The sequence below is a fragment of the Mycobacterium sp. ABE4_509 genome, assembly GCF_056160785.1.
Window position 1 is genome coordinate 1 of record NZ_JBSWXU010000046.1, and the last position, 16,781, is coordinate 16,781.

Here is a 16,781-nt window from a genome sequence, read left to right on the forward strand (position 1 = left end):
GTCGAGCGGCGGGGGCGGCGGCAGCTCACCGTTGGGAGCGGCGAGGGGCTGCGGCTCCTCGGTCACGATGTTGCGCGGCGTCGCTGCGGAGAGCGGCCCGCCGCACGACGGCCAGGCGCCCTTGCCCTGTGAGGCCAACACGCGCTCGGCGACGGCGATCTGCTCTTCCTTGGTGGCCATGTACGCCGTCGGGGCGAACTCGCCGCCACCGTGGCCCGACCAGGTGCTGGGGGAGAACTGCAGGCCGCCGTGATAGCCGTTGCCGGTGTTGATGGCCCAGTTTCCGCCCGACTCGCAGCGGGCAACCTGATCCCATTCGCCGTCCGTGGCTGCGCTCGCGTGGCCGGCGAGGCCGAGACCGCCGCCGCCGATCACGGCGCCGGTGAAGGCCACCTTCGCAACGTTGACAGCTGAAGATGCGGGCTTGCGATGCCGTCCACTCATAAGTGTGCGTCGTCCTCTCGTGGGCGCCTACGAGGTCAGCTGTCGGGTTCGGGCTGGAGAGGTAGCCCGGCCGTCGTCGCCGAAACGGCGACGGCTTCACCCCAAGGAGCTCTTGGCTCCTGGTCCTGTGTATTCGGGTGGACCGATGGGTCCCCCGTCTCCATCCGGGTTAGGTCTCGTCGTCCCCGCGTGCCAACGGATGGAGTTCAGCGCAGTTGGGCACACGGCAGGCGGATCGCAGGTGGGGGTTGATCGCCTGGTTCAAAACGGTAACCGGTCGCCCGAAACACGTCACCTTCTTACGCTCGCGGCGTTTCTGACCGGGGCAAATACTAATAAAACTCTAAATACCCAGGAAGTCGCGTTGTTCCTGCAGGTAAGGCACGCCTCAATCGGGCCGTAGCCATCCCGTGATCATTCCGTTATGTGATGTAAATCACGGAATAGGTGTGCCTCGGGAGCGCTTTCTAACCGCCGGCAAACGGCGGAAGAACATCGACGATCCCGGTGTCGTGGAGCACAACCAGCTTGTCGCGCACTGCAACTCCGTCACACAGGAAGGAGCAGCGGGCCAGCACTTTCGACAGCTGCGGGCCGCGCCCGGCCAGCAGCTCGATCAGGTCGGCGATCGTGGCACCCCGGGCCAGCTCGACAACCTCGTCCTCGACACCCGCGGCGGCGCGGGCCGCGGCGAAGTAGCGGACGGTGACGCACACCGTGGTCTCGGCGCGCACCGCTAGCCGCCGATCGCACTCATCGGGCGGTCGGGCTGGACGAAATCCGGGTCGTTGATGCCGTGGCCCGCGGCCTTGGCCCACATGGCGGCCCGCCAGGCCGCCTCCACGGCGTCGTCGTCGGCCCCGGAACGAAGCAGGGAACGCAGATCGGTCTCCTCGCGGGCGAACAGGCAGTTACGCACCTGGCCGTCGGCGGTGAGCCTGCTGCGGTCACAGGACGCGCAGAACGCGTCGGACACCGAGGCGATCACGCCGACCCGGCCGGCCACCCGGCCGGCCCGGTGCACCCGCCACAACTGGGCCGGCGCCGATCCGCGCGGAACCGGATCCGGGGTCAGCGTGAAATGCCGGCGCAGGGTGGCCAGCACCTCGTCGGCCGACAGCGCGCGGTCCCGTTGCCAGGAGTGGCCGGCATCGAGTGGCATCTGCTCGATGATGCGTAGCTGATAGCCCTCGTCGAGGCAGAACTCCAGCAGCGACACCGCATCGTCGAGGCCGGTGACCGGATCGAGCACCGCGTTGACCTTCACCGGGTCCAGCCCGGCCGCCTTGGCTGCGCGCAGCCCGGCCAGCACATCGTCGAGCCGGTCGCGGCGGGTGACGGCGGCGAAGCGGGCCGCGTCCACGGTGTCCAGCGAGACGTTGATGCGGTTCAGCCCCGCCTCGACCAGCGCAGCCGCGCGTCCGGCCAGTCCGACCCCGTTGGTCGTCAACGTGATCTCTGGGCGCGGACGCAATTGCGCGGTCGCGGCCACCACGTCCTCGAGGTGCGGCACCACCAACGGTTCGCCGCCGGTGAACCGCACGCTGGTGATACCCAGCCGTGTCACCGCGATGCGCAGCAGGCGGGTCAGCTCCTCGGGCCGCAGTTTCTGCTCACCGGACATCCAGTCCAGCCCCTCCGCGGGCATGCAATACGTACAGCGCAGGTTGCACAGGTCGGTCAACGACACCCGCAGATCCGTCGCGACCCGCCCGAACGTGTCGATCAGCGGGCCTTCGGTGGGGCAGGGCTGGGCGGGGCCGGACCCCTGTCGGTGCACGGTCGGCACGCCGAGAGCGACGACCGTCACGGGGCGGCTCCGGCGGGGGAGTCCAGCGAGTCGATGTCCACGATCTCCTTGCCCAAGGGCCACAGCGAGATCGGGATCATCTTCAGGTTGGCCAGCGCCAGCGGGATGCCGATGATGGTGATGGCCATCGCGATGGCGGTGGTGATGTGGCCGATGGCCAGCCACACGCCGGCCACGATGATCCAGATGACATTGCCCACCAGCGCCCCGTTGCGGGGGCCCGGCTTGTCGACGACCGTGCGACCGAAAGGCCACAGCGCATACAGCGCGATCCGCAGCGACGCGAACCCGAACGGAATGGTGATGATCAGCACGAAGCAGATCAGCGCAGCCAGCAGGTAGCCCAGGGCCAGCCACAGGCCGCCGAAGATCAACCAGATGACATTGAGTATCAGTCGCATCGTCTTCCTCCAGCGGTGATGTCAGCCTACCGACACCAGGGGATGCTGGCCGTGGCGGCGTCCGAGTAGGATTTTGGCCGGACGCGTCCCGGCGCAGGCGGGACGCTTACTTTATGGCTTCAGACAGACAGAGCAGGTGAGACCAGTGCCTACCGGCCGGGTGAAGTGGTACGACGCGGAGAAGGGCTTCGGGTTCCTCTCGCAAGAGGACGGCGAGGACGTCTACGTGCGTTCCTCGGCGTTGCCCGCCGGGGTCGAAGGGCTCAAAGCGGGGCAGCGGGTTGAGTTCGGGGTCGCCGCCGGACGGCGTGGCCCGCAGGCGCTGAGCCTCAAGCTGCTCGATCCGCCGCCGAGCGTGTCACGCAACCGCCGCGAGTCTGCGGCGGCCGAGCACAAGCACACCCCGGACGAGCTGCACGGCATGGTCGAGGACATGATCACGCTGCTCGAGGGTGCGGTTCAGCCGGAGCTGCGCAAGGGCCGTTACCCGGACCGCAAGGTGGCCCGCCGGGTGTCCGAGGTCGTCAAGGCCGTCGCGCGGGAGCTCGACGCCTAGGAGCACCCGCGAAACTGAAGTCGTTGTCGCGCTTTCGGCGGCAGCCTGCGAGCGGCAGCACGCACAGAACTTCGGTCTCGGCGGGTATGACTGAAGTCATGAGCTACGTGGCCAGCGGCGAATTCAACCGGGACACCGCCTACATCACCACCCGGATCACCGCCGACGGTGCCGACGGCTACCCGGTCGAGCCGGGCCGCTACCGGCTGGTGGTGGCCAGGGCCTGCCCGTGGGCGAACCGCACCATCATCGTGCGCAGGCTGCTGGGCTTGGAAGACGTTCTGTCCATTGGTTTCTGCGGCCCCACGCACGACGAACGCAGCTGGACCTTCGACCTCGACCCCGGCGAGGTCGACCCGGTGCTCGGGATCCACTACCTGCGGGACGCCTACAACGCGCGCATCCCCGACTACCCGAAAGGTGTGACCGTCCCGGCGATCGTGGACATCCCGACGGGCGAGGTGGTCACCAACGACTTCGCCCAGATCACCCTCGACCTGTCGACCGAGTGGTCCGCCCACCACCGCGAAGGAGCGCCCGCGCTCTACCCGCAGGCGCTGCGCGACGAGATCGACGAGGTCGCCCAGCGGGTCTACACCGAGGTCAACAACGGCGTGTACCGCTGCGGTTTCGCCGGCTCACAGCGCGCCTACGAGCGGGCCTACGACCGCCTGTTCACCGCCCTGGACTGGCTCGAGGAGCGGTTGACCGACCGCCGCTATCTGGTCGGTGACACCATCACCGAGGCCGACGTGCGGCTGATCACCACCCTGGCCCGGTTCGATCCGGTGTATCACGGACACTTCAAGGCCAACCGCAACAAGCTCGCGGAGTTCCCGGCGCTGTGGGCCTACGCCCGCGATCTGTTCCAAACCCCCGGTTTCGGCGACACCACCGACTTCGTGCAGATCAAGCAGCACTACTACATCGTGCACAGCGACATCAATCCCACCGGGGTGGTGCCCAAGGGGCCCGACCTGTCGAACTGGCTCACGCCGCACGGCCGGGAAGCCCTGGGCGGCAGACCATTCGGCGAGGGCACGCCGCCGGGGCCGGTCCGCGAGGGTGAGCGGGTGCCCGAGTCTCACTCCGCTGCCGGCTGATCGGCCGCCGCGGGCTGCTCCCACGCCGTGCGCACCGACCATTCGGCGTGCGGAACCGGGAACTCATTGCCCTGCTCGTCGCGGACCAGGGTCGGCAGCTGCACCGCCAGCCCGGTGAGCCGACCGAGGCGGGGGTCGACCGTCGGGATGGTCACCGCGAGCCGTGAGCCGGGCCGGAACTCGTCGACGCGGTCGCCGTCCTCGAAGGCGCGCAGCAGCACCCACGGTGCCCGCCCGATCTCGGAGGGCACCGACAGCTGGACGGGAGCGCCGCCGGTGACCGGCAACTCGCCCTGCTCGCCGGGGACGATGCAGTCAGTGGGGTTGAGCACCTTGCAGAAGCGGTACGGGCCGACCCGGGCCAGGTGTCCGGGCGAATAGGCCGAGATCTCGGGCAGCTCCGGCCCGTGACCGCTCGACAGCCGCCACACCAGCGCGGTCGTTCCGATCGTCGCGACCAGGGCCACGGTGGCGAGGACGGCGACACCGCGTTTCATTCGCCGGTCACCGCGGTCGCCCCGGCCCGGACACCCTCCTGCCTGGCCAGCACCGGCCGGTTGCCGCCCAGACCCGGCACCAGGGATTCGCCGCGATAGCTGAGCACCGTCTGGGCCAGGCCCAGGATCAGCACCGCCGTGATCGTGGTGAACCCGGCCCACAGATCGGTGTAGATGAGCACCCCGGTGGCACCGCCGGCCACCCAGGCCAGCTGCAGCAGCGACTCGGAGCGGCCGAACGCCGACGCGCGCGATTCCTCGGGCAGGTCGTCCTGCAGGGACGCGTCCAGGGACGCCTTGGCGATCGCGCTGGCGGCCGAGGTGATGAGCGTGGCCACCGCGGCGACCAGCAGACTGCCGGTGACCGCGGTCGCCAGCGCGGCGCCCGTCACCGCGATCGCGCAGCGCACCACCGTCTGAGCGGGATGGCCCAACTTCATCCGGGCAGCGGTGAAGTTGCCGCCGAAGTTGCCGATGGCCGCCGCGGCGCCGATCAGCCCGAGGATGCGTAGCTGCTCCCAGCCGCTGGCGTCGTGCGCCTTGGCGACGAACGCCGGATACAGGAACAGGAACCCGACCATGACCTTGACGGTGCAGTTGCCCCACAGCGCGGTGATGATGTTGCGGCCGAGCGGTTGCCGGGCCCGCGCGCCGCGGCGGGGCTCGGGCTCGGGGCCGAGCCTGCCGCTGCCGCCGTGGTAGCTCAGGGTCGCCGGGACCTCCCCTTCGGTGACTTCCACCCACTTCGGGATGCGCATCGAGAACACGGCACCGGCCATCGTCACCGCCACCACGACGTAGAGCGCGCCGGGCATCTGGAACAGGGTGAACCCCCATTCGGCGGCCGCGGCGATGGCGCCGCCGACTATGGTGCCGCCCAGCAGGCCGAACGTGGTCAACCGGGAATTGACCCGTACCAGGTCGATCGTCGGCGGCAGTACTCGCGGTGCCACCGCCCCGCGCAGCACCGAAAACGATTTGGACAGCACCATCATGCCCAGCGCGCAGGGGTAGAGCACCCATGACGGGAAGCTTCCGGTCACCCCGTCGTAGTTGGCGATGAGCACCACGGCCAGCCCGGTGCGCAGCACGAACGAGGCCGCCAACGCGACGCGCCGGCCGTGCTGGAGCCGATCCAGCGCCGGCCCGATGAGCGGGGCGATGACGGCGAAGGGCGCGATGGTGATGAGCAGGTACAGCGCAACCCGGCTCTTGCTCTCACCCGTGGCCGCGGCGAAGAACAGGGTGTTGGCCAGCGCGACCGCCATGGCGGCGTCCACCGCGAAGTTGGCGACCACCGGCCAGGTCAGTGCCGTCAGGCCGGACTTGTCGGCGCCGTCGGCCGTGGCGGCCCGGTGCACCAGGCCGTACATCTTCGAGCCCATCTCGCGGCTGCGATAGGCAGCCGCGCGCGTCACCGTGATCTTCTCGCCGGAATCCGAACTCGACCTGCCGGTGACCGGATCGAACCCGTCGTCGGGATCGGACCGCCAGCGCCGTGCGTGATCGTCCAGCGGCGGCAGCCACCGGTTGTCGCTGTGATGGTCGGGCCCGGTGCGGCGGGGCCGGCGCAGACCGGGGTTCTGGCCGGGGTCGCTGGGGTAGTTGGCCATCCCCGGATGCTGGTCCTCAGGAGGGCGCGGTGGGTAGTAGCGCCCACCCTGCCGACCCTCCTGGTCCCGGTGATCACGCCGCGCTCCGGTCACGTGTCGATTCTCCCCTATCGGAACGACAGCGGCCGGGTAGGTGGCCGGTGTGGCTTCACGTTGTGCCCTTCGGGCAGTATTGAAGGCGATGGACAGCGTGACCGAACCCTCTGACCAGGACCTGGCGCAGACCGTGCAGACCTCTGAGCCGGGCCCTTCTGATGTCTCGCCCGCACTCGAGGCGGTACTGATGGGTGCCGTCGACGAGGCGCGCGCGGCGATCGTGGAGCACAGCGGCGAGGACACCGTCGGCGAGTATCTCGGTGCCGGCTTCGAAGACCCGACCGCTGCGACTCACCGCTTTCTCGCCGAACTGCCTGGCTACCGGGGTTGGCAGTGGGCGGTCGTCGTCGCGGCCTGCCCGGGGGCCGAGCACGCCACGATCAGCGAGGTGGTCCTGGTGCCGGGGCCGACGGCGCTGCTCGCCCCCAAATGGGTGCCGTGGGAGGAACGGATCCGCCCGGGTGACCTGAGCCCCGGCGATCTGCTCGCCCCGCCTGCCGAGGACCCACGTCTGGTGCCCGGCTACCTCGCCACCGGAGATCCGATGATCGACGAGGTGGCCGCCGAGGTCGGCCTGGGCCGGCGTCAGGTGCTGAGTCGGTTCGGTCGCAGGGACGCCGCGCAGCGCTGGCACGACGGGGAGCACGGTCCGGGCGCCTCGATGGCGCGCGCCACCCGCCGGACGTGCCGCGACTGCGGTTTCTACGTGCCGCTCGGCGGCGAGCTCGGCCTGCTGTTCGGGGTGTGCGCCAACGAGTTCGCCTCGGACGGTCACGTCGTGGACGCGGAGTTCGGGTGCGGCGCGCATTCGGACACCCCGGCGCCGCCCGGGACCGGGTCGCCGGCGCATGACCCGTATGACGACGGCGTCGTGGAAGTGGTCGACGTCGTGGACCCATCGGCCGGCGGCTAGACGGCCGCAGGGCACTCATGCGTGGCGCGGGTCTGTTCCTTTCGGCACTGCTGACGTTGGCGGTGAGTGTGGCGCCCGAGGCCGAGGCTGTGGGTAGCGCGCCGAGCAGCCCGGCTTTTCTGACCGTCGACCTCCCCCGTAGCGCCGATCTGACGTCCTACCACTGGTGTGCCGGTCTGGGCTGCCAGCAGCCGGTGCCCGTCAGGCCGGCGACCCCGGGCAGTGTCTACCGGGCGATCAGCCGGGTGGTTCCGGTCGACGGCACCAGCGTGATCGGTGTCGACGCCTATCGGTTCGGCGCACTGGCGACCGCGCAGGCCGTGCGTCGGCTGCAGGCCGCTGGGCCGGCGCCGGGGGACACGACCGTGGTGGCGGCCGTGCTGCTGGCCACGCCCACTCGGCCCAATGGCGGCGCGGTGGCCCGGCTGGCGCCGGCGCTGGCGACACCGGGATCGAACTTCGCGGCCTTCTCCGAGGATCCGGTGATACCGCCCGGTCCGGTGGCCACCAGCTTCGTCGACGTCGGCCGTGAGTACGACGCCACCACGGACTTCCCGGCCTGGATCAACGTGTTTGCGATCGTCAACGCCGCCGCGGGTGCGTTGTTGCTGGGCGACTACGGCGGCACAGTGACCTGGACGGTCGGCGGCTCGACCCACACGGCACCGACGACCTGGCCGGTCGCCCTGCCGGCTGCCTCCGGGCCGGTGTACGCCTATGCCGTCGATCCCCAGACGGGCGACCGGACCGACGTCAGGTACCCCGAGCCGGTGGGTGTCGCGGTGGTGCCGGAGCCCGGCGGGGCGAATCAGACCGTGTACTACACCGTCTACACCGAGACCCTGCCGTTGCTGATGCCGTTGCAGGCGCCGTTCGATGCCATCAACGCAGCCACCGGCACGCATTTGCAGAACCCACTGGTACAGGCCCTGCAACCGGCGCTGACGATTCTGGTGAACCTGGGGTATACCGATGTCGACCAGGACAGCGGCTACAGCCGGACGCTGATGGAGCCCGGCCAAACCGTGCCGTTCCGTGCACTGCCCGGCGACGAGTTCGACGACATCGACTGGCGGCGCGTCCCCCGCGACGTTGCGGCGGCGTTGGTGTCGGGCGTGGTCGACGCCGTGGTCAATCCGTTCAACGTGTTCGGAACCGGCGCGGCCCCGGCGGTGGAGGTGCACGACGTCGCGCCGAACGACCAGGCGCTTGCATCGGAGCCGGTCATGGGCGAAACCGGCGACACCGGTGAATCAGCACCGTCGGCAACCGGCCGGCCGGCGCCGGCAAGGCGGACCGATCAGCTCGACCTGGCGGTGGACACCGGCGACGCGGTGGGCTCGCACGACCCGGTGGGCTCGGGCGATGCGGTGGGCACCGAGGATGCGCTGGTATTCCAGGACGCCGCCCTGGACGGCACCGACAGGTATGGGGACACCGACCTCGACGACACCGATCTTGGTGACGGCGACCTCGACGCGGACACTACCGCCGAGGACGCGGACACTACCGCCGAGGACGCCGACAACGAGCCCACGCGCTCGAGGACGGTCCCGCGTAACACGGATTCCGCCAGGCCGGGGCCGGGGTCGGCGCGGACCACCGGGAACCCTGAGTCCGGGGCGGCGGTGACACCCACACCTGCCGGCGAAGACGGCATCGAGTAGCGCCGGTCAGCTCTCCGCCGCTGCCTTGATCTTGGCCAGCGACGCGTTCATGCCGTCGATGAGCTCCTGCTCGAAGTTCGGCACCCCACCCATGAACGAGTTCACCAGCACATTCGAGATCGGCTTGACCCCGTTCTCGGCGTGCCGGGTCTCCACCAGCCGGGTGCCGGCTTCGGTGGGCTCCAGCTCGTAGCTCCAGACGGTCCCGTTCTCACTGACCCGGAACGCCAGCTTCTTCTCCGGGACCAGTTCGGTGATGCGGCTGGTGGTGGGCCAGAACAGCATGCCGCGCCGGTTGAAGTTGACGGTGCGGGCACCCTGGCGCATTCCGCCGAGCGGCTTCATCATCCGGCACTGGGGACTCCACCTCGGCATGTTGCCCAGGTCGGATAGCAGTTCCCAGACCCTGGACGTCGGGGCGTTGATGTCGATCTGTGCCTGTAAGACCGGCGCTGCCATCGCTCCTCCTTCAGGTGAGGCCGTGCTGGGCGCCCCGCGATCCGCGGCGCACGGCGTGACGTTGCCACAGAAAGATCGATGTGCCAAGCACTCCTACCCCCAGCCCGGCCACCGTGACCGGCCGCCAGCTGTGCAGCGCGTCCACCGTGAATGCCGCCGCGAACGCGACCAGCCAACCGCAGGTGATCACCACGATCACCGGCCACGGGGTGAGCAGCGCCGCGGGCAGCTGCGGAGGCTGGGGCTCGCCGGTGTCCTCGCCGGCCGTCTCGGTGCCCATGCCGCCAAACCTAACCCATGACCCGGCGGTCGCGAACCCGGCGGCAGGTAGTCTCGTCGACGTGAAATCCGCTGGTCACGACCTCACCGCATGACCGGACAGCGACCTGTCGGTCCGGCCCCGGTCGTCGGGGGCCCCGCCGATGTCATCGATGTCATCGACGTGGAGGACCCCGCCGACCCGCGTCTGGACGATTTCCGGGATCTCAACAGCGTTGATCGCCGGCCCGATCTGCCCAGCGGCAAGGGGCTGGTGATCGCCGAGGGGGTTCTGGTCGTGCAGCGGATGCTGGCCTCGCGGTTCGTACCCCGCGCGCTGCTGGGCACGGATCGGCGGCTGGCTGAACTGGGCGCCGACCTCGACGGCGTCGCGGCGCCGTACTACCGGGCGAGCGCCGAGGTGATGGCCGAGGTCGTCGGCTTCCATCTCAACCGCGGTGTGCTCGCCTCGGCTTCGCGCGCCCCGGAGCTGACCGTGCCCGACGCGCTCGCCGGCGCCTCGACGGTCGCGGTGCTCGAAGGGGTCAACGACCACGAGAACCTCGGCTCGATCTTCCGCAACGCCGCCGGGCTGGGCGTGCAGGCGGTGATCTTCGGCAGCGGCTGTGCCGATCCGCTCTACCGGCGGGCGGTGCGGGTGTCGATGGGGCACGCACTGCTGGTCCCGTTCGCGCGGGCGACGCACTGGCCCGCCGAACTGCAACTGCTGCGCGACGCCGGGTTCCGGCTGCTGGCCATGACCCCGGATCCGGCGGCCGCGACGCTGGCCGAGGCGATGGCCGGGCTGACCGGGCAGCGGGTGGCGGTGCTGGTCGGTGCGGAGGGGCCGGGGCTGCAGGAGCACACCATGCGGGCCAGCGACGTGCGGGTGCGGATTCCGATGTCGCGGGGGACGGATTCGCTCAACGTCGCCACCGCTGCGGCGCTGGCGTTCTACGAGCGCGACAGGAGGTACACATGACCGACGACTCGACGCCGTGGGGGACGGGCCTGACTGTCGCGGTGTTCGTCGCCGCGGTCATCGCCACGGCGATCATCGTGCTGAGCATCGGGCTGGCGCGGGTGCACCCGTTGCTGGCGGTCGGGCTGAACCTGGTGGCGGTCGGCGGATTGGCCCCCACGGTGTGGGGGTGGCGCACCGTGCCGGTGTGGCGGTGGTTCGTGCTGGGTTCGGGGGTCGGCGTGGGTGGCGGGTGGATCGCGCTGTTAGCGCTCGCCGCCGCTGGAGCGAACACCTAGCAGGACGTCCTCCCAGGCGGGCACCGCCGGGTGGGCCTTGCCCTTGCGGGCGCGGGCGGGCTTCGGCGCCGGGGCGGTTTCGGGTGCCTCGTCGACCTCGCTGGTTTCGGGCTGCTCGGGGGTCTTCGCGGGGGGTGCTTCGGCCGGGGCCGGTTCTTCCAGGGCGAGTTGGGCCACGGCGGCCAGCGGGCGCAGCGGACGGGCGAAATCCGGGTCGATCAGTTCGGCGGCGGTGTCGTCGAACGCGGTCACGGTGCCGCCGTGGGAGCCCGGCGAGTAGCGGAAGTGCGCCTGCAGGTCGGACTTGCCCGCGCTCCAGGCCAACTGCACCGTCCAGCGGCCGTCTTCGTTGCGCCACGCGTCCCAGCCGGCGTCGTCGGGGTTCAGCCCACGCGCGACCAGGGCCGTGGTCACGGTCTCCAGCAGTGTCAGCACCGACGGGCCGTCGGCGAGCACCGGGTGGGCGGCGGTGGCCAGCTCGGCGGCGCGGGAGCGTTCCAGCAGGACCGGATGCGCGAAGCGTTCGATCCGCTCGTAGTCCACCCCGGTGTCCGAGGCGAGCTGCTCGACTGATGCTCCGGCGCGGATTTTTGCTTGGATCTCCTTGGGGCGCAGCACGTTGTGGACCTCGACATCGATCGTGGTTTGGTTCGAGCCGGCCCTGTCCCCGCGCGCAGCGGCCCTAAGCCGGTCATCGGCGCGCAGCACGAATGTCTCGCCGGAGTCGTCGGCCTCGCAGATGATCCGTTTGCCGTCGACGTCGAGTCCGACGACCTTGAGCTCCCGCATGTCGACCTCCTCCGGGCTGGCGCAGGCCCGATATCCTGGTGACCCTACTGCGTTATCGGTCCGTGACCGTGGTGACACGCGGCGGTCGGCTACAAACGCTGGACAATCCAGTCGATGCACTGGGTCAGCGCGCTCACGTCGTCGGGTTCGACGGCGGGGAACATGCCGACCCGCAACTGGTTGCGGCCCAGTTTGCGGTAGGGCTCGGTGTCGACGATTCCGTTGGTCCGCAGGATCTTGGCGACGGCGGCGGCGTCGACGTCATCGGTGAAGTCGACGGTTCCCACCACCTGGGAGCGCAGCCCCGGGTCGGTGACGAACGGGGTGGCGTACGGTGCCGCGTCGGCCCACGAGTACAGCCGGGCCGACGAGTCGGCGGTGCGTTTGGTCGCCCAGTCCAGCCCGCCGTTGTCGAGCAGCCAGTCGACCTGTTCGGCCAGCAGGATCAGTGTCGCGATGGCCGGGGTGTTGTAGGTCTGGTTCTTGAGGCTGTTCTCCACGGCGATGGGCAGCGACAGGAAGTCCGGAACCCAGCGTCCCGCGGCGGCGACGGCCTCGACCCTGGCCAGTGCGGCCGGGGACATGATCGCGATCCACAGCCCGCCGTCGCCGGCGAAGTTCTTCTGCGGTGCGAAGTAGTAGGCGTCGGTGTCGGTCATGTCGACGGGCAGCCCGCCGGCCGCCGAGGTGGCGTCGATGACGACCAGCGCGTCGCCGGCGTCCCGGGGACGGTGCACCGGCACCGCGACCCCGGTGGAGGTCTCGTTGTGGGCCCAGGCGATGAGGTCGGCCGACGGGTCGGACACGGGGGTCGGTGCGCTGCCCGGGTCGGCCTTGACGACGATCGGGTCGCCGACGAACGGGTTCTTGGCCACCGCGGAGGCGAACTTCGAGCTGAACTCGCCGTAGGTCAGGTGCAGCGAGCGCGTGTCGATGAGCCCGAACGCCGCAGCATCCCAGAACGCCGTCGAACCCCCGTTGCCGAGGATCACCTCATAGCCGTCGGGCAGTGAGAACAGCTGGCGCAGCCCGTCACGGACGCGGCCCACCAGGTTCTTCACCGGCGCCTGCCGGTGCGAGGTGCCGAACAGGTCGCCTGCGGCGGCCAGCGCCTGCAGCTGGGCGGGCCTGACCTTCGACGGCCCGCACCCGAATCGGCCGTCGGTGGGCTTGAGTTCGGCGGGCAGGGTCATAGAAGTTGACGAGTCGGCCATGGCTCAAGCCTAGAACCGGCGGTCACTGCGTCAGGATGCGGGCACCGTCGGCGGTGAGCGCCACGGTGTGCTCGCAGTGCGCGGCGCGCGCCCCGGTGGCGGTGCGCAACGTCCAGCCGTCGGGGTCGTGGAGGTAGTCCTCGGTGCCGTCGGCGATCAGCATGGGTTCGATGGCCAGTACCAGGCCGGGGCGCAGTTTCATGCCCTTGCCCGGTCGGCCCTCGTTGGGGACGTGCGGGTCCTCGTGCATCGTGCGGCCGATCCCGTGGCCGCCGTGATCGGCGAGCACTCCGAACCCGGCAGCCCGGGCCGCGGAGGCGACGGCATGGCCGATGTCGCCCATGCGGCTGCCCGGGCGCATCGCGGCGATCCCGGCGGTCAGCGCGTTTTCGGTGGCGGCGATCAGTTCGGCGTCACCAGGGCCGGGGGTGCCGACGATGAAACTGCGCGCGGCGTCGCCGCACCAGCCGTTCAGGACCGCGCCGAAGTCGACCGACACCAGATCGCCGTCGGCGAGCGTCTCGCCGGTGGGGATGCCGTGCACCACCGCATCGTTGACGCTCGTGCACAGCACGGCCGGGAACGGGGTGGGGGCCCAGCGCGGGTGGTAGTTGAGGAACGGCGACGTGGCGCCGTGGCTGGCCAGGACGTCGGCGGCGACGGCGTCGAGGTCCTTGGTCGTGGTGCCGGGGACGGCGTGGTCGACGACGGCGCGCAACGCTTCGGCGACGACGGCGCCTGCCGCCGCCATTCGGTCGATCTCGGCTGCTGTCTTGATTCCGACCATCGTGTGACCTGCCTCACATGTGACGTGGATAACCCGGCTATCGCACAACGCCGAAAAGGCCCTGGTTAATTCCTGGGACCGTGGGTACTGTTATTGGACAGCGAGCAGTGAAATGTAAACCGCCACGGGAGGGTGTAATGGCTGTGAAGACCGCAAGGACGCGCGTCATCCGGCGCTGGCGCAAGAACATGGAAATCGGCGACAGCGCCGAGGACCGCGCATACGTCGACACGCTCAAGACCCTGTCCGAGGGCTCGGTGCGGCGCAACTTCAACCCCTACACCGACATCGACTGGGATTCGCCGGAGTTCGCCGTGACACCCGATGACGACCGCTGGATCCTGCCCGGCACCGATCCGCTCGGCAAGCACCCCTGGTATCAGGCCCAGTCCAGGGAACGTCAGATCCAGATCGGCATGTGGCGTCAGGCCAACGTCGCCAAGGTCGGGCTGCACTTCGAGTCGATCCTCATCCGCGGCCTGATGAACTACGCCTTCTGGGTCCCCAACGGCTCCCCGGAGTACCGCTACTGCCTGCACGAGTCCGTCGAGGAGTGCAACCACACCCTGATGTTCCAGGAGATGGTCAACCGCATCGGCGCCGACGTGCCCGGCATGCCGCGGATGCTGAAGTGGCTGTCCCAGTTCATCCCGCTGGCCGCGGGGCCGCTGCCGGTCGTGTTCTTCTTCGGGGTGCTCGCCGGCGAGGAGCCGATCGACCACACCCAGAAGAACGTGTTGCGCGAAGGCAGGACGCTGCACCCGATCATGGAACGGGTGATGGCCATCCATGTGGCCGAGGAGGCCCGGCACATCTCGTTCGCCCACGAGTACCTGCGCAAGCGGGTGCCGCACATGTCGCGGTGGAAGCGCTTCTGGCTGTCGCTGAACGTGCCGGTCATCATGCGGGTGCTCTGTCAGGCGATCGTGGTGCCGCCCAAGGCGTTCTGGCAGGAGTTCGACATCCCGCGCTCGGTGAAGAAGGACGTGTTCTTCGGAACCCCCGAGTCCCGACAGTTCCTCCGCGACATGTTCGGTGACGTGCGCATGCTCTGCCAGGACACCGGCCTGATGAATCCGATCGCGAAGCTGATCTGGCGGATCTGCAAGATCGACGGCAAGCCCAGCCGCTACCGCAGCGAACCGGCCCGCGAGCACGTGGCCAGCGCCGCGTAGCCGGCCGGGTCGAGCCCCAGGAAGGCAGCTGCAAGAGTCATGCCTCACGTCATCACCCAGTCGTGCTGCAGCGACGGGTCGTGTGTCTACGCGTGCCCGGTCAACTGCATCCACCCCACGCCCGACGAGCCGGGCTTCGCCACCGCCGAGATGCTCTACATCGATCCGGTGGCCTGCGTCGACTGCGGCGCGTGCGTGTCGGCGTGCCCGGTCGGGGCGATTGCGCCCGACACCGCACTGGCGCCCGAGCAGTTGCCGTTCGTCGAGCTCAACGCGGCGTTCTATCCCAAGCGGGAGGGAAAGCTGCCGCCGACGTCCAAGCTGGCCCCGGTGCTCGACGCACCCGTCGTGCGGCGACGCGCGGGTGGACCGCTCACGGTCGCCGTCGTCGGCTCCGGCCCGGCGGCGATGTACGCCGCCGACGAACTGCTGACCCAGCAGGGGGTGCGGGTCAACGTGTTCGAGAAGTTGCCGACCCCGTACGGCCTGGTGCGCGCCGGTGTCGCACCCGACCACCAGACGACCAAACGGGTGACCGGCCTGTTCGACAAGATCGCCACCAAGGACGGGTTCCGGTTCTACCTCAACGTCGAGGTCGGATCCGACATCACCCACCAGGAACTGCTCGAACGCCACCACGCGGTGCTCTACGCGGTCGGCGCCCCCAACGACCGCCGACTCGACGTGCCCGGCATGGGGATGCCGGGGACCGCGACCGCCACCGAGGTGGTGGCCTGGTACAACGGGCACCCCGACTACGCCGGTCTGCCGGTGGAGTTGACCGGTGATCGGGTGGTGCTCATCGGCAACGGAAACGTCGCACTCGACGTCGCGCGCATCCTGGTCACCGACCCGGACGTGCTGGCAGGCACCGACATCGCCGAGCATGCACTGGCCGCGCTGCGTACCTCCCGGGTGCGGGAAGTGGTGATCGCGGCGCGGCGCGGACCGGCGGAATCAGCGTTCACGCTGCCCGAACTGATCGGCCTGACCTCGGTCTGCGACGTGGTGCTCGACATCGCAGACCAGCAGCGGCTGCTCGCCGACCTGGCCGCCGCGACCGATCCGTTGCCCCGCAACAAGCTCGAGGTGCTGTCCAAGCTCGGCAGCGCCGATGCTCCCAGCACCCGGCCCCGGATCAGGCTGGCCTACGGGCTCACCCCGGCCCGGGTACTCGGAGAGACCCGGGCGACCGGCGTCGAGTTCACCGTCACCGGAACCGGCGAGATACGCCGGATGCCTGCCGGTCTGGTGCTGACCTCGATCGGCTACCGCGGCCGCCCGATCCGCGGGCTGCCGTTCGACGAGGCCCGAGCCGTGGTGCCGAATCAGGGCGGCCGGGTCGTCGACGCCGGTTCCGGCGAGCCGCTGCCGGGAAGCTACGTGGCGGGCTGGATCAAGCGGGGGCAGACGGGGTTCATCGGCACCAACAAGTCCTGCGCCGCCGAGACCGTCCACAATCTGGTGGCCGACTACAACGACGGCCTGCTCGGCGATCCCGCCCACAAACCGCACGCGTTGGACCGGTTCGTGCGCGGTCGCCGGCCCACGGTGGTCGATGCCGCCGGATGGAAGGCGATCGACGAGGCCGAGCGGGCCCGCGGCGGAGAGCGGCGCCCGCGGGAGAAGTTCACCGCCGTCGCCGACATGCTCGATGCGGCCGAGACCGCACCCGCACCGCCGATCCATCAGCGGCTGCTGGCCGGTCTGCGGCGCTGAGATATCCGGCAGTCCCGGGG

The 16,781-nt window shown here is 69.9% G+C and carries 19 protein-coding genes and 1 riboswitch; of the genes, 8 read left to right on the forward strand and 11 right to left on the reverse strand.

Annotated features, from left to right (window positions below; genetic code table 11):
- From ACXAID_RS12355 to ACXAID_RS12370, 4 genes are all read right to left on the reverse strand, one after another.
- A partial coding sequence (locus ACXAID_RS12355) for a transglycosylase family protein (RefSeq protein ID WP_475022506.1) occupies positions 1-444 on the reverse strand: 444 nt, incomplete at its 3' end.
- A gap of 9 nt (positions 445-453) precedes the next feature.
- Positions 454-630, reverse strand: a riboswitch (cyclic di-AMP (ydaO/yuaA leader).
- Between the two features lie 281 nt (positions 631-911).
- A complete protein-coding gene (locus tag ACXAID_RS12360) occupies positions 912-1,178 on the reverse strand; it encodes a MoaD/ThiS family protein (protein ID WP_475022507.1) in 267 nt (88 codons plus the stop codon).
- Positions 1,179-1,180: 2 nt separating this feature from the next.
- Entirely contained in the window at positions 1,181-2,254 is a 1,074-nt protein-coding gene (moaA, locus tag ACXAID_RS12365) for a GTP 3',8-cyclase MoaA (protein ID WP_475022508.1), read from the reverse strand.
- On the reverse strand, positions 2,251-2,655 hold the full coding sequence (locus tag ACXAID_RS12370) for a YccF domain-containing protein (protein ID WP_475022509.1): 405 nt from the start codon (positions 2,653-2,655) through the stop codon (positions 2,251-2,253). Before ACXAID_RS12370 ends, moaA begins: the two co-directional genes overlap by 4 nt.
- Before the next feature lie 145 nt (positions 2,656-2,800).
- On the opposite strand from ACXAID_RS12370, the gene ACXAID_RS12375 reads away from it, so the two are divergent.
- Both ACXAID_RS12375 and ACXAID_RS12380 read left to right on the forward strand, forming a co-directional pair.
- On the forward strand, positions 2,801-3,211 hold the full coding sequence (locus tag ACXAID_RS12375) for a cold-shock protein (RefSeq protein ID WP_475022538.1): 411 nt from the start codon (positions 2,801-2,803) through the stop codon (positions 3,209-3,211).
- 98 nt (positions 3,212-3,309) lie between these two features.
- Complete coding sequence (locus tag ACXAID_RS12380) at positions 3,310-4,314, forward strand: glutathione S-transferase family protein (protein ID WP_475022510.1); 1,005 nt, start codon at positions 3,310-3,312, stop codon at positions 4,312-4,314.
- On the opposite strand, the gene ACXAID_RS12385 is transcribed toward ACXAID_RS12380, so the two are convergent.
- Positions 4,296-4,811 (reverse strand): DUF2771 domain-containing protein, encoded by a 516-nt coding sequence (locus ACXAID_RS12385; protein ID WP_475022511.1) that lies wholly within the window; start codon positions 4,809-4,811, stop codon positions 4,296-4,298. The genes ACXAID_RS12380 and ACXAID_RS12385 overlap by 19 nt on opposite strands.
- Complete coding sequence (locus ACXAID_RS12390; RefSeq protein ID WP_475022512.1) at positions 4,808-6,517, reverse strand: MFS transporter; 1,710 nt, start codon at positions 6,515-6,517, stop codon at positions 4,808-4,810. The genes ACXAID_RS12385 and ACXAID_RS12390 overlap by 4 nt, the downstream gene beginning before the upstream one ends.
- An 88-nt stretch (positions 6,518-6,605) precedes the next feature.
- On the opposite strand from ACXAID_RS12390, the gene ACXAID_RS12395 reads away from it, so the two are divergent.
- Together ACXAID_RS12395 and ACXAID_RS12400 are read left to right on the forward strand one after the other, a co-directional pair.
- Complete coding sequence (locus tag ACXAID_RS12395; protein ID WP_475022513.1) at positions 6,606-7,433, forward strand: DUF3027 domain-containing protein; 828 nt, start codon at positions 6,606-6,608, stop codon at positions 7,431-7,433.
- A gap of 17 nt (positions 7,434-7,450) precedes the next feature.
- Positions 7,451-9,100 carry a PE-PPE domain-containing protein gene (locus ACXAID_RS12400; RefSeq protein ID WP_475022514.1) on the forward strand — a complete coding sequence of 550 codons (1,650 nt, stop codon included), beginning with the start codon at positions 7,451-7,453 and terminating at the stop codon, positions 9,098-9,100.
- A 6-nt stretch (positions 9,101-9,106) separates the two neighbouring features.
- On the opposite strand, the gene ACXAID_RS12405 is transcribed toward ACXAID_RS12400, so the two are convergent.
- Both ACXAID_RS12405 and ACXAID_RS12410 read right to left on the reverse strand, forming a co-directional pair.
- Complete coding sequence (locus ACXAID_RS12405; protein WP_475022515.1) at positions 9,107-9,559, reverse strand: SRPBCC family protein; 453 nt, start codon at positions 9,557-9,559, stop codon at positions 9,107-9,109.
- Positions 9,560-9,569: 10 nt separating this feature from the next.
- Positions 9,570-9,839, reverse strand: a complete 270-nt coding sequence (locus tag ACXAID_RS12410; RefSeq protein ID WP_475022516.1) for a DUF2530 domain-containing protein — start codon at positions 9,837-9,839, stop codon at positions 9,570-9,572.
- Between the two features lie 90 nt (positions 9,840-9,929).
- On the opposite strand from ACXAID_RS12410, the gene ACXAID_RS12415 reads away from it, so the two are divergent.
- Positions 9,930-10,799 carry a TrmH family RNA methyltransferase gene (locus ACXAID_RS12415; RefSeq protein ID WP_475022517.1) on the forward strand — a complete coding sequence of 290 codons (870 nt, stop codon included), beginning with the start codon at positions 9,930-9,932 and terminating at the stop codon, positions 10,797-10,799.
- Entirely contained in the window at positions 10,796-11,077 is a 282-nt protein-coding gene (locus tag ACXAID_RS12420; RefSeq protein WP_475022518.1) for a DUF2537 domain-containing protein, read from the forward strand. The genes ACXAID_RS12415 and ACXAID_RS12420 overlap by 4 nt, the downstream gene beginning before the upstream one ends.
- Here the strand turns inward: ACXAID_RS12420 and sepH are convergent.
- The 3 genes from sepH to map form a co-directional block, all read right to left on the reverse strand.
- Positions 11,045-11,866 carry a septation protein SepH gene (gene sepH, locus ACXAID_RS12425; protein WP_475022519.1) on the reverse strand — a complete coding sequence of 274 codons (822 nt, stop codon included), beginning with the start codon at positions 11,864-11,866 and terminating at the stop codon, positions 11,045-11,047. The two genes, ACXAID_RS12420 and sepH, sit on opposite strands and share 33 nt — an antisense overlap.
- Before the next feature lie 89 nt (positions 11,867-11,955).
- Positions 11,956-13,080: a phosphoserine transaminase gene (gene serC, locus ACXAID_RS12430; RefSeq protein WP_475022520.1), complete on the reverse strand. Its 1,125-nt coding sequence runs from the start codon at positions 13,078-13,080 to the stop codon at positions 11,956-11,958.
- A gap of 22 nt (positions 13,081-13,102) precedes the next feature.
- Positions 13,103-13,867, reverse strand: a complete 765-nt coding sequence (gene map / locus ACXAID_RS12435) for a type I methionyl aminopeptidase (protein ID WP_475022521.1) — start codon at positions 13,865-13,867, stop codon at positions 13,103-13,105.
- A gap of 137 nt (positions 13,868-14,004) precedes the next feature.
- Between map and ACXAID_RS12440 the strand changes: the two genes are divergently transcribed.
- Entirely contained in the window at positions 14,005-15,042 is a 1,038-nt protein-coding gene (locus tag ACXAID_RS12440; protein WP_475022522.1) for an AurF N-oxygenase family protein, read from the forward strand.
- 39 nt (positions 15,043-15,081) lie between these two features.
- Positions 15,082-16,761, forward strand: a complete 1,680-nt coding sequence (locus ACXAID_RS12445) for an FAD-dependent oxidoreductase (protein ID WP_475022523.1) — start codon at positions 15,082-15,084, stop codon at positions 16,759-16,761.
- Positions 16,762-16,781: the final 20 nt, after the last annotated feature.

What these genes read in the sequence shown, in the direction of transcription:
- ACXAID_RS12440 (WP_475022522.1), top strand. Translation starts at nt 14,005, where the DNA reads ATGGCTGTGAAGACCGCAAGGACGCGCGTCATCCGGCGCTGGCGCAAG.
- ACXAID_RS12385 (WP_475022511.1), bottom strand. Translation starts at nt 4,811, where the DNA reads ATGAAACGCGGTGTCGCCGTCCTCGCCACCGTGGCCCTGGTCGCGACG.
- serC (WP_475022520.1), bottom strand. Translation starts at nt 13,080, where the DNA reads ATGGCCGACTCGTCAACTTCTATGACCCTGCCCGCCGAACTCAAGCCC.
- ACXAID_RS12420 (WP_475022518.1), top strand. Translation starts at nt 10,796, where the DNA reads ATGACCGACGACTCGACGCCGTGGGGGACGGGCCTGACTGTCGCGGTG.
- ACXAID_RS12370 (WP_475022509.1), bottom strand. Translation starts at nt 2,655, where the DNA reads ATGCGACTGATACTCAATGTCATCTGGTTGATCTTCGGCGGCCTGTGG.
- sepH (WP_475022519.1), bottom strand. Translation starts at nt 11,866, where the DNA reads ATGCGGGAGCTCAAGGTCGTCGGACTCGACGTCGACGGCAAACGGATC.
- ACXAID_RS12410 (WP_475022516.1), bottom strand. Translation starts at nt 9,839, where the DNA reads ATGGGCACCGAGACGGCCGGCGAGGACACCGGCGAGCCCCAGCCTCCG.
- ACXAID_RS12415 (WP_475022517.1), top strand. Translation starts at nt 9,930, where the DNA reads ATGACCGGACAGCGACCTGTCGGTCCGGCCCCGGTCGTCGGGGGCCCC.
- map (WP_475022521.1), bottom strand. Translation starts at nt 13,867, where the DNA reads ATGGTCGGAATCAAGACAGCAGCCGAGATCGACCGAATGGCGGCGGCA.
- ACXAID_RS12395 (WP_475022513.1), top strand. Translation starts at nt 6,606, where the DNA reads ATGGACAGCGTGACCGAACCCTCTGACCAGGACCTGGCGCAGACCGTG.
- ACXAID_RS12405 (WP_475022515.1), bottom strand. Translation starts at nt 9,559, where the DNA reads ATGGCAGCGCCGGTCTTACAGGCACAGATCGACATCAACGCCCCGACG.
- ACXAID_RS12380 (WP_475022510.1), top strand. Translation starts at nt 3,310, where the DNA reads ATGAGCTACGTGGCCAGCGGCGAATTCAACCGGGACACCGCCTACATC.
- ACXAID_RS12400 (WP_475022514.1), top strand. Translation starts at nt 7,451, where the DNA reads ATGCGTGGCGCGGGTCTGTTCCTTTCGGCACTGCTGACGTTGGCGGTG.
- ACXAID_RS12445 (WP_475022523.1), top strand. Translation starts at nt 15,082, where the DNA reads ATGCCTCACGTCATCACCCAGTCGTGCTGCAGCGACGGGTCGTGTGTC.